The following is a 9513-nucleotide window of genomic DNA, read 5'->3' as shown; positions in this document are numbered from 1 at the left end:
GCTCGGCGGCGCTACCCACCTCGGTCAGGTCGCGGTTCTCACCGGGCAGGGAGATCACGATGTTGCGGTTGCCCTCGGTGACCACCTCCGCCTCGGCGACGCCGAAGGCGTTGACCCGGCTCTCGATGATCTGGCGGGCCTCTTCGAGGTTCTCCGCCGTCGGGGGCTGACCGTCGACGCTGTTGGTCGCCTCCAGCGTCAGCCGGGTGCCGCCGACGAGGTCCAGACCGAGCTTGGGCTCGAGCCGTTCCTTCAAGCCGCCGCTGGCGCCGCCCGCGAAGAACACCAAAAGATAGAGGACGACGAAGATGAGCCCGAGCACGGCCAGTTGCCGTCCGGGCCGCATCTGTCCCTGAGGTGGTGCCACGGCTGTCCTGTCTCCCTGTACGGTCGCGCCGCTCGCGCGGCGGCGCCGGCCGGCGGCCGGCGGTCCTGACGGGCCGGCGTCGGAGGCAGGAACCCGGCTCCGCGGCTCGGCGCGGGGGCGCCGAGAGGAACGGGACGGGCCGGCTTCCGGCGTCGGGCCCAACTATCCAGTTTTCACGTCGCGTCCGCTGCCCCGTCGGGCGAAATTGTCGCCGGTTCCGGCGATGACGCCCGCGGGGCGGGAGCGACAGTCACTCCTTGACGACGTCCGCGTCCTCGGCGGCCGGCTCGTCGGCCGGACGCTCGGCCCGGGTGGTCACCCGGGCGATCGCCGGACGCGCGTACCGGGTCTGCACGCCGGGTGCCACCTCGAGCAGGACCGTGTCGTCGTCCACGCCGGTGACCGTGCCGTAGAGCCCACCGATCGTGACCACCTCGTCGCCGGGGGCGAGGGCGGACTGCATGGCCTCCGCCTCGCGGCGGCGCTTCTGCTGGGGGCGGATCATCATGAAGTACATGACGCCGAAGAGCAGAGCGATCATCAGGATCGGCGTCAGGCCGCCGGCACCCCCGCCGCCCTCTGCTGCGTAAAGCACGGTGTAATACCTTCCCATTGGCCGCCGTCCCGGCACGGTGCGCGCCGGAGCGGAGGCGGATTCTCACGTCCTGTACAGACCGGCGCGAGTCTAATCCCTGCACCTGGGAACGCCGAATGCGGCACAGATCACGTTCAGATCACGGCTGACCGGTATCCGCCGAGAACAGATCGGGCCCGGGAGGGGCGTCCGTGCCAAATGTACCATTTGGGGGCGTACGCCCCAGGTGCCGCCAGGCGGCCTCGGTGGCGACCCGACCACGGGGCGTCCGGGCCAGCAGGCCGGCGCGGACCAGGAACGGCTCGCAGACCTCCTCGACCGTGTCCGGCTGCTCCCCCACCGCCACGGCCAGCGTGGACAGGCCGACCGGGCCACCCCGGAAGGAGTCGACGAGCGCGGTCAGCACCGCCCGGTCCAGCCGGTCCAGCCCCAGCGCGTCGACGTCGTACACCGTCAGGGCGGCCCGGGCGGTCTCCAGGGTGACCACACCGTCGGCCCGGACCTCGGCGAAGTCACGGACCCGGCGCAGCAGGCGGTTGGCGATCCGGGGCGTGCCCCGGGAGCGGCCGGCGACCTCGGCGGCGCCCTCGTCGGTGATCGGCACGCCGAGGATCCGGGCGGAACGGCGCAGCAGCACCTCCAGGTCGGCCGGCGAGTAGAAGTCGAGATGCGCGACGAAGCCGAACCGGTCGCGCATCGGGCCGGTGAGCAGGCCCGAGCGGGTGGTCGCGCCGACCAGGGTGAACGGCTCGACGTCCAGCGGGATCGCGGTCGCGCCCGGACCCTTGCCGACGATGACGTCGACCCGGAAGTCCTCCATCGCGCTGTAGAGCAGCTCCTCCGCCGGCTTGGCGATCCGGTGGATCTCGTCGATGAAGAGCACGTCGCCCTCGGCGAGGCTGGTCAGGATCGCCGCCAGATCGCCGGAGCGCTCGATCGCCGGCCCGCTGGTCACCCGGATGCCGGAGCCCAGCTCGGCGGCGACGATGTTGGCCAGGGTCGTCTTGCCGAGGCCGGGCGGCCCCGACAGCAGGATGTGGTCGGGCGGTGCGCCGCGCCGCATCGCGCCCTGGAGCAACAGGTCGAGCTGGTCACGGACCCGGTGCTGGGCGATGAACTCCTCCAGCCGCTTCGGCCGGACGGTGGCCTCCGCGTCCAGGTCGGCGTCGTGCACGTAGGCGGAGACCAGCCCGCCGTCGGGACCGGTCACCGGGTGCGGCCCAGCAGCCGGATGGCCTGCTTGAGCAGGACCGGCACCGGCGGAGTGTCACCCTCGACGGTCTCCGCCACGGCGGCCACCGCCTGGTCGGCCTGCCCGGCCGTCCAGCCGAGCCCGACCAGCGCCTGGCGGACCTGCTCGGGCCAGGCCCCGCCGGTCACCCCGGCCGCGCCGTCAGCGCCGACCGGCACCGGGCCGACGCGGTCGCGCAACTCCAGGACCAGGCGCTCCGCGCCCTTCTTGCCGATGCCGGGCACCCGGGTCAGCGCGGCGGTGTCGGCGTTGGCGATCGCCTTGCGCACCGCGTCGGGGGTGTGCACGGCGAGCACCGCCTGGGCCAGCCGGGGGCCGACGCCGCTGGCGGTCTGGAGCAGCTCGAAGAGCTGCTTGGCATCGTCGTCGGCGAAGCCGTAGAGGGTGAGCGAATCCTCCCGGACGACGAGGCTGGTGGCCAGCCGGGCGGGCTGGCCGATGCGCAGGTCGGCGAGGGTGCCCGGGGCGCACTGCACCGCGAGGCCCACCCCGCCGACCTCCACCACGGCGTGATCCGGACCGGTCGCGGTCACCACCCCGCGCACGCTGGCGATCATCTGGCTCCTCCTCGTCGTACCCGGTCGGCCGCGGCGGCCAGCTTGGAGCGCGTCCCGCCGCGCCACACGTGACAGATGGCCAGGGCGAGGGCGTCGGCGGCGTCGGCCGGCTTCGGCGGCTCGGCCAGCCGCAGCAGCCGGGTGACCATGGCGGTCATCTGCGCCTTGTCGGCCTGACCGGAACCGGTCACGGCCGCCTTCACCTCGCTGGGCGTGTAGGTCTGCACGGGCAGCCCGGCACGGGCACCGGCGAGCACGGCGATCCCGCTGGCCTGGGCCGTGCCCATCACGGTGCGGACGTTGTGCTGGCTGAACACCCGCTCGACGGCGACGCTGTCCGGCCGGTGCTCGGCGACCAGGTCGGTCAGCGACCGGTCCAGGTGCAGCAGGCGCAGCGGCAGGTCGTCGCCCGGGTCGGTGTAGACGACGTAGTAGGCGACCAGCGTGCAGGGCCGCCCCGGCACGCCCTCGACCACGCCGACCCCGCACCGGGTCAAGCCCGGGTCGACGCCGAGCACGCGCACGCCGCCTCCTCCCCCAGCCGCCAGCAGTACGTGTGTTCGACACCCTACCGAGCCGGGTGACGCCCCGCCGCCGGGGACACGCCGAGCCCGAGGACACGCCGGCCGAGGCGCGCGCCGGCCACACACTCCGGGTGGCGAGTATGTGTCGCCGCCCCATGTGCCCCCGGACACACAGCTCGTAACTTCTTGCGCCATGACGGCAGAACCCGTGGCGGTCCCCCACGTCGTACACGTCGACCTCGCCGGTCGTACCGCCCTGGTCACCGGGGGCGGCAGCGGCATCGGCCGGGCCTGTGCCCTGCGGCTGGCCGCCGCCGGCGCCAAGGTCCTGGTGGTGGACCGCAACGTCGAGGCGGCCACGGCGGTGGCGGCGGAGGCCGGCGGCCGGGCCGAGGGTGTGGACCTCACCGACGCCGACGCGGTCGACCGCCTCGACGCCGACGTGGACATCGTGGTGAACAACGCGGGCCTGCAACACGTGGCGCCCGTACACGAGTTCTCCCCCGAGCGCTTCGCCTATCTGCACCGGGTGATGGTGGAGGCGCCGTTCCTGATCATCCGCCGGGCGCTGCCGCACATGTACGCCAGGGGCTGGGGGCGGATCGTCAACATCTCCTCCGTACACGGCCTGCGGGCCTCGCCGTACAAGTCGGCGTACGTCTCGGCGAAGCACGCCCTGGAAGGGCTGTCGAAGGTGGTGGCGCTGGAGGGCGCCCCGCACGGCGTGACCGCCAACTGCATCAACCCGGCGTACGTGCGCACCGCGCTGGTGGAGAGCCAGATCGCCGACCAGGCGGCCAGCCACGGCATCCCGGAGTCCGAGGTGGTCGAGAAGATCATGCTGGCCCGGGCGGCGATCAAGCGGCTGATCGAACCGGAGGAGGTGGCGGAGCTGGTGGCGTACCTCTGCTCCCCGCCGGCGGCGTTCATCACGGGCGCGTCCATCGCGCTCGACGGGGGCTGGACGGCGAACTAGTGGCAAGCCGCACAATGTCGGTCATGTCGTCACCGGTGGAGTTCCTGGAACTGCTCGCCCGCGAGGCCGCCGCGGTGGAGTTCGAAGGGCCGCTCGTCGCCGCGCGCGCCGCCGGGGTGCCCCCCGAACGGCTCGCCGAGCTGGAACAGGCCAGGACGGTGGCGCTGCGGGTCCGCGCGCTGCTGGAACGCCGCCGCCGCCGGGAGGTCGAACTCTCCGGGCTGTACGACACGGTCAGCGACCTGGCCGGGCTACGCGACCTGGACGACGTGCTCCGCGCGATCGTGCACCGGGCACGCAACCTGCTCGGCGCGGACGTCGCCTACATGACTCTCGACGACGACGAGCGCGGCGACACCTACATGCGGGTCACGGACGGCTCGGTCTCCGCCCGCTTCCAGCGGCTGCGGCTGCCGATGGGCGCCGGCCTCGGCGGCCTGGTGGCCCAGTCCGGCGCCCCGTACGTCACCGCGAACTACCCGGAGGACGAGCGCTTCCACCACACCGGCGAGATCGACGCCGGGGTGGGCGAGGAGGGCCTGGTGGCCATCCTGGGGGTGCCGCTGCGGCTCGGTTCGACCTCGATCGGGGTGCTCTACGCGGCCAACCGCTCGGCCCGGCCGTTCGTCCGGGAGGAGGTGGCGCTGCTGGTGTCCCTCGCCGCGCACGCGGCGGTGGCGATCGACACCGCGCGACTGCTCGCGGAGACCCGGGCGGCGCTGGAGGAGCTGTCGACGGCGAACACCACCATCCGGAGGCACAGCAGCTCGGTGGAGCGGGCCGCGGCGGCACACGACCGGATGACCGCCCTGGTGCTGCGCGGCGGCGGCGTGGAGGACGTCGCCTCGGCGGTCACCGACGTGCTCGGCGGGGCGCTGCTGGCACTCGACGCGGAGGGCCGGCTGCTGGCCCGGGTCGGCGAGATCGACGAGCCGGACCGGGCGGACATGGTGGAGGCGGTGGCCGCGTCGCGTACGGAGGGACGCAGCGTGCGCCGGGGCCGCCTCTGGTACGCCGCAGTGGTGGCCGGCGCGGAGAACATGGGTGCGCTGGTGCTGCGCCCCGACGACGAGCTGGTCGACGCCGACCAGCGGATCCTGGAGCGGGCGGCACTGGTGACGGCGCTGCTGCTGCTGTTCCGGCGGACCGTCGCCGAGGCGGAGGGGCGGGTCCGGGGCGAGCTGCTCGACGACCTGATCGCCCGGCCGCTGCGGGACACCGACGCGCTGCGCAGCCGGGCCCGCAGGCTCGGGGTGGACCTGGACGCCCCGCACGTGCTGGTGGCGATCGGCGACGACGCGATCGCCGCCACCGGCTCGGCCCGGCAGCGGGTGCTCTCCTGGGCGACCACGTACGCCTCGACCCGGGGCGGGCTCGCGGCGGCCCGCGACGGGCGGGTGGTGCTGATGCTGCCGGGCCGGGACGCGGGCGGCAGCGCCCGCGCGGTGGCCAGGGACCTGTCCCGGGTCACCGGCCGGCCGGTGACCGCCGGGGCGAGCGGCCCGTCGGCGGGGCCGGCGTCGCTGTCCACGAGCTTCGCCGAGGCGGAGCGCTGCCTGACCGCGCTGGGCGCGCTGGGCCGCTCGGGGCAGGGGGCGAGCACGGCCGAGCTGGGCTTCGTCGGGCTGCTGCTGGGCGCGGTCGGCGACGGCGGCGACAAGGACGTGAACGCGTTCCTCACCGCCACCGTCGGGCCGGTGGTCGACTACGACGCCCGGCGGGGCACCGCTCTGGTGAAGACCCTGGAGGCGTACTTCGGTGTGGGCGGCAGCCTGGCCCGGGCCGCCGAACTGCTGCACGTGCACGTCAACACGGTCACCCAGCGGCTGGAGCGGGTCGGACAGCTGCTCGGCGCGGACTGGCAGCGCCCGGAGCGGGCGCTGGAGGTGCAGCTCGCGCTGCGCCTGCACCGCCTGCGTACGCCGGCCGGCTGACCGCCCGGCACGCGGCCGGCGGCACCGTCGGGCCGGCCGGCTGCCCGGCGCGGCGACGGCCCGCCAGCGGGCGGACCAGGGGCGCCTCCGGGCGGGCGGTCAGCGGGCGCGGATGCCGGCCAGGACGCCGTCGACGATCCGCTCCGGCAGGGTCGCCTCGTCGAGGTCGGGGTGCCAGCGCATCACCCGCTGCACCAGCATCGGCCCCGACAGCATCGCCATGGCCACCTCGATGTCGAGATCCGGGCGCAGCTCGCCGGTGCGCACGCCGCGCCGCAGCACCTCGCGCATCACCGCGCGGCGGGGCTCGATGATGTTCTGGTAGAGCTGGTACTGCTCGGGGCTGCGGTTGACCTCCGGCACCAGGCAGGGCATGATCCGCTCCGCGCGCGGGTCGATGTGCTGGCCGATCGCGCCGACCAGCAGGATCAGGTCGTCGCGGACGGACCGGCCGACGGGCTCCGGCGGGCTGCCCTTGAGCGTACGCAGGGCGTCGCGCAGCAGCGCGTCCTTGCCCGGCCAGCGGCGGTAGATCGTCGCCTTGCCGACCCCGGCGCGGGCGGCGATCGCCTCGATCGAGATCGCCTCGATCGTGCTGCCCTCGGCGAGCAGGTCGAGGGCAGCCTCGACGATCGCCTCGTCCGCGCGGGCGCTGCGCGGTCGACCGGGCGGTCGCGGAGCGTCGGCGGTGGAAGTCATGTCGGACATTGTCCCCGAAGCTATGCGGTCCCGGCCAACTCGGGTGCTCCCATCGACGCCGGTTCCGCCGTCCGGGCGGCGGGGCGACCGGGCAGCCAGCGCAGCACCACGAGGATGCCGAGCGCGGCGATGACGGTGGCGAGGCCCGCCGCCCAGTGCATCGCGGTCAGGAAGGCGTCGTCGGCCGCCGCGATCAGCCGCGGCGCCGCCGGCCCGAGCTGACCCGCCGTCGCGTACGCCCCGGAGATCGACTCGCCGGCCGCGTCGCGCGCCCCGGCGGGCAGGTCCCGCAGGGCGGGCGCCACGTCGGCGCGATAGACCGCGGAGAGCACCGATCCGAGCACCGCCACGCCGAGCGCGCCGGCCGTCTGCCGGACCGTGTTGCTGACCGCCGAACCGACCCCGGCCTTCTCCCGGGGCAGCGCGGACATGATGGACTCCGTGGCCGGGGGCATGATGTGCGCCATCCCGGCACCCTGCAGGAGCGGGAAGATCAGCAGCACCCAGAGCGGGGTGCCGGCGTCGACGAAGGCGAACGAGCCGAGCCCGACCGCCGTCAGCGCCAACCCGACCGTCGCGACCGCCTTGCCGCCGTACCGGCGGACCATCGTCGCGCTACCCGGGGCGAAGACGAGTTGGGCCACCGCGAACGGCAGGAAGAACAGGCCGGCCTCCAGCGGACTGTAACCGCGCACCAGTTGCAGGTAGAACGAGGTGAAGAACATCACGCCGGTCGCGGCGAAGAAGATCAGCCCGACGATGGCCACCGGCGCGGCGAAGCGGGGCACCCGGAACAGCCGCACGTCCAACGCCGGGTGGTCGCTGCGCCGCTCGTACGCGACGAACCAGGCCAGCACCGCCAGGCCGCCGAGGATCGCGACCCACACCACCGGGCGGCTGAAGCCGTGCTCGCCGCCGTCGATGATGCCGTACGTCAGCGCGACCAGCCCGATCACCGACAGCAGCACGCCGCCGACGTCGACGCGCCCCGGGTTCGGGTCCCGCGACTCGGGCACGAGCAGCGCCACCAGCAGCACACCGAGCGCCACCACCGGCACGTTGATCAGGAAGACCGAGCCCCACCAGTAGTGCTCCAGCAGCGCGCCGCCGAGGATCGGGCCGATCGCCACCGCCAGGCCGACCGCACTGGCCCAGACGCCGATCGCCCGGCCCCGCTCCCGGGGGCCGAAGACGTTGGCGATGATCGAGAGCGTGACCGGCATGATGGCCGCGCCGCCCGCGCCCATCAGCGCGCGGGCCGCGATGAGTTGCGCCGGGCTCTGCGCGTACGCCGACAGCAGCGACGCCAGCCCGAAGAGCACCAGGCCGATCAGCAGGAAGCGCCGGCGGCCGACCCGGTCACCGAGCACGCCGAAGGTGAACAGCAGGCCGGCGAAGACCAGCGTGTAGGAGTTGATCGACCACTCCAGCTCGCCCTGGCTCGCGCCGAGGCCGTGCACCGGGTCGGCGAGCGTCCGCAGCGCGACGTTGAGGATCGTGTTGTCCAGGACGACCACGAGCAGGCTGATCACCAGCACCCCGAGGATCGCCCACCTCCTCGGGTGGCCCGTGTTCTCGTGCGTCTCTGCCATCTCGCGGCGCTCCCCCGGTCCCCGTTTCGATACGGGCAGGACCCGTAATTACGGTCAGCGTAGGCCCCGGATTATCGATACGGAACCGGCTCGTATCTTATGTGACGCCGACCACTCCCGCCACTTCGCCATTGCGATGGTGAAGCCCTGCGACCACCCTCAGCCCACCCACGCCCCACTCCACCCACCCCCGGCACGCGCTACGCGGCAGGCGGCAGCCGCAGGCGATAGGCGGCACGCGGCACGCGGCACGCGGTTAGGCGGCACGCGGCGCAGATCTTGGAGCAAGAGGGCCCCTCGCGGGGCCGTTCGTTGCCAAGATCCCTGCAACCGACTCGAAGACCGGCAAGCTCGGCGAGACGGTTCGACCATGTCGGGGCCGCCAGGACGCCACCCGGCACCGATGTCCGGTTCACCCTCCACTACGCGGCTGCGCCACCCCCTGCGCCCCGCCGCGGGGCCGGACGCATCGTGATCAGGACCCCATGGACGTCATCCGGCCGCTTTGAGGTCCATGACGTCCTGATCACGACCTGGCCCACGTGAGTCATCGGCACAAGCCACCCTCGGTAGCGATGTCGGCGTGGACCGCACGGGCCCGCAGGCGGTACGGGAGAGAGGCGTGGTGGCGGCTGCCTGCCGAATGGCGGGCACGACCAGGGTGACCCGGACCCGCCCGGTCGCGTACCTGGTGGGCGCCGCGCGGGCGTACCTCAAGGTCGGTGACCCGCGCGGGGCCGGACACCGCCACCGCCCTCTCCGACGTCGACCGAGAATGCCAGCCGAGTTCACGCCACACCTAGGCGGATCGGGTCGCCAACGAGGTGAATGTCCGGTTCCGGGGTGTGACCGGGGGCATCGTGGGGGCGGAATCGTGGCCGGGCCGGGGTCGTTACACCATGCGTACGACCGAGCACGGGCACGCCCCTTCGGGTGGCTGGCCCGGGCCCCGGAATGATGGCGGGTCGCCGGTCGTTACACATGGTCCCGGCCGACGTGCAGGGCACCCCCCTTCGC

General features: G+C 73.8%; 8 protein-coding genes and 1 pseudogene. 2 read left to right on the top strand and 7 right to left on the bottom strand.

The genetic code is table 11. The features are described from left to right. The 5 genes and pseudogenes from ABZ809_RS34240 to ruvC all read right to left on the bottom strand — a co-directional run. A pseudogene (locus ABZ809_RS34240) lies at nt 1–367 on the bottom strand (protein translocase subunit SecD); the annotation flags it as partial. Between the two features lie 250 nt (nt 368–617). Then, entirely contained in the window at nt 618–962 is a 345-nt protein-coding gene (gene yajC, locus ABZ809_RS34235) for a preprotein translocase subunit YajC (protein ID WP_357566803.1), read from the bottom strand. Between the two features lie 139 nt (nt 963–1101). After that, the gene (ruvB, locus tag ABZ809_RS34230; RefSeq protein WP_357566802.1) at nt 1102–2172 is read right to left on the bottom strand and encodes a Holliday junction branch migration DNA helicase RuvB; all 1071 of its coding nucleotides are present in this window, start codon (nt 2170–2172) and stop codon (nt 1102–1104) included. Then, nucleotides 2169–2771, bottom strand: a complete 603-nt coding sequence (gene ruvA / locus ABZ809_RS34225; protein ID WP_357566801.1) for a Holliday junction branch migration protein RuvA — start codon at nt 2769–2771, stop codon at nt 2169–2171. The genes ruvB and ruvA overlap by 4 nt, the downstream gene beginning before the upstream one ends. Further along, nucleotides 2768–3295: a crossover junction endodeoxyribonuclease RuvC gene (gene ruvC / locus ABZ809_RS34220; RefSeq protein ID WP_357566800.1), complete on the bottom strand. Its 528-nt coding sequence runs from the start codon at nt 3293–3295 to the stop codon at nt 2768–2770. The genes ruvA and ruvC overlap by 4 nt, the downstream gene beginning before the upstream one ends. A gap of 193 nt (nt 3296–3488) precedes the next feature. Here ruvC and ABZ809_RS34215 point away from each other — a divergent pair, with 193 nt between their 5' ends. Further along, nucleotides 3489–4271, top strand: a complete 783-nt coding sequence (locus ABZ809_RS34215; protein ID WP_357566799.1) for a 3-hydroxybutyrate dehydrogenase — start codon at nt 3489–3491, stop codon at nt 4269–4271. Between the two features lie 14 nt (nt 4272–4285). Continuing rightward, nucleotides 4286–6205: a helix-turn-helix domain-containing protein gene (locus tag ABZ809_RS34210; protein WP_357566804.1), complete on the top strand. Its 1920-nt coding sequence runs from the start codon at nt 4286–4288 to the stop codon at nt 6203–6205. A gap of 99 nt (nt 6206–6304) precedes the next feature. Here ABZ809_RS34210 and ABZ809_RS34205 read toward each other — a convergent pair whose 3' ends face one another. Together ABZ809_RS34205 and ABZ809_RS34200 are read right to left on the bottom strand one after the other, a co-directional pair. Next, nucleotides 6305–6913, bottom strand: coding sequence for a TetR/AcrR family transcriptional regulator (locus ABZ809_RS34205; RefSeq protein ID WP_357566798.1), 609 nt, complete (start codon nt 6911–6913; stop codon nt 6305–6307). Nucleotides 6914–6924: 11 nt separating this feature from the next. Next, nucleotides 6925–8496 carry an MFS transporter gene (locus ABZ809_RS34200; protein WP_357566797.1) on the bottom strand — a complete coding sequence of 524 codons (1572 nt, stop codon included), beginning with the start codon at nt 8494–8496 and terminating at the stop codon, nt 6925–6927. Between the last annotated feature and the right edge of the window lie 1017 nt (nt 8497–9513).

Origin of the sequence: Micromonospora sp. NPDC047074, from assembly GCF_040643815.1 — a bacterium.
In the GTDB taxonomy this organism is placed as follows: Bacteria; Actinomycetota; Actinomycetes; order Mycobacteriales; family Micromonosporaceae; genus Micromonospora.
The sequence above is the reverse complement of the archived record's forward strand: the minus strand, read 5'-3'. Positions and strand labels throughout refer to the sequence as shown.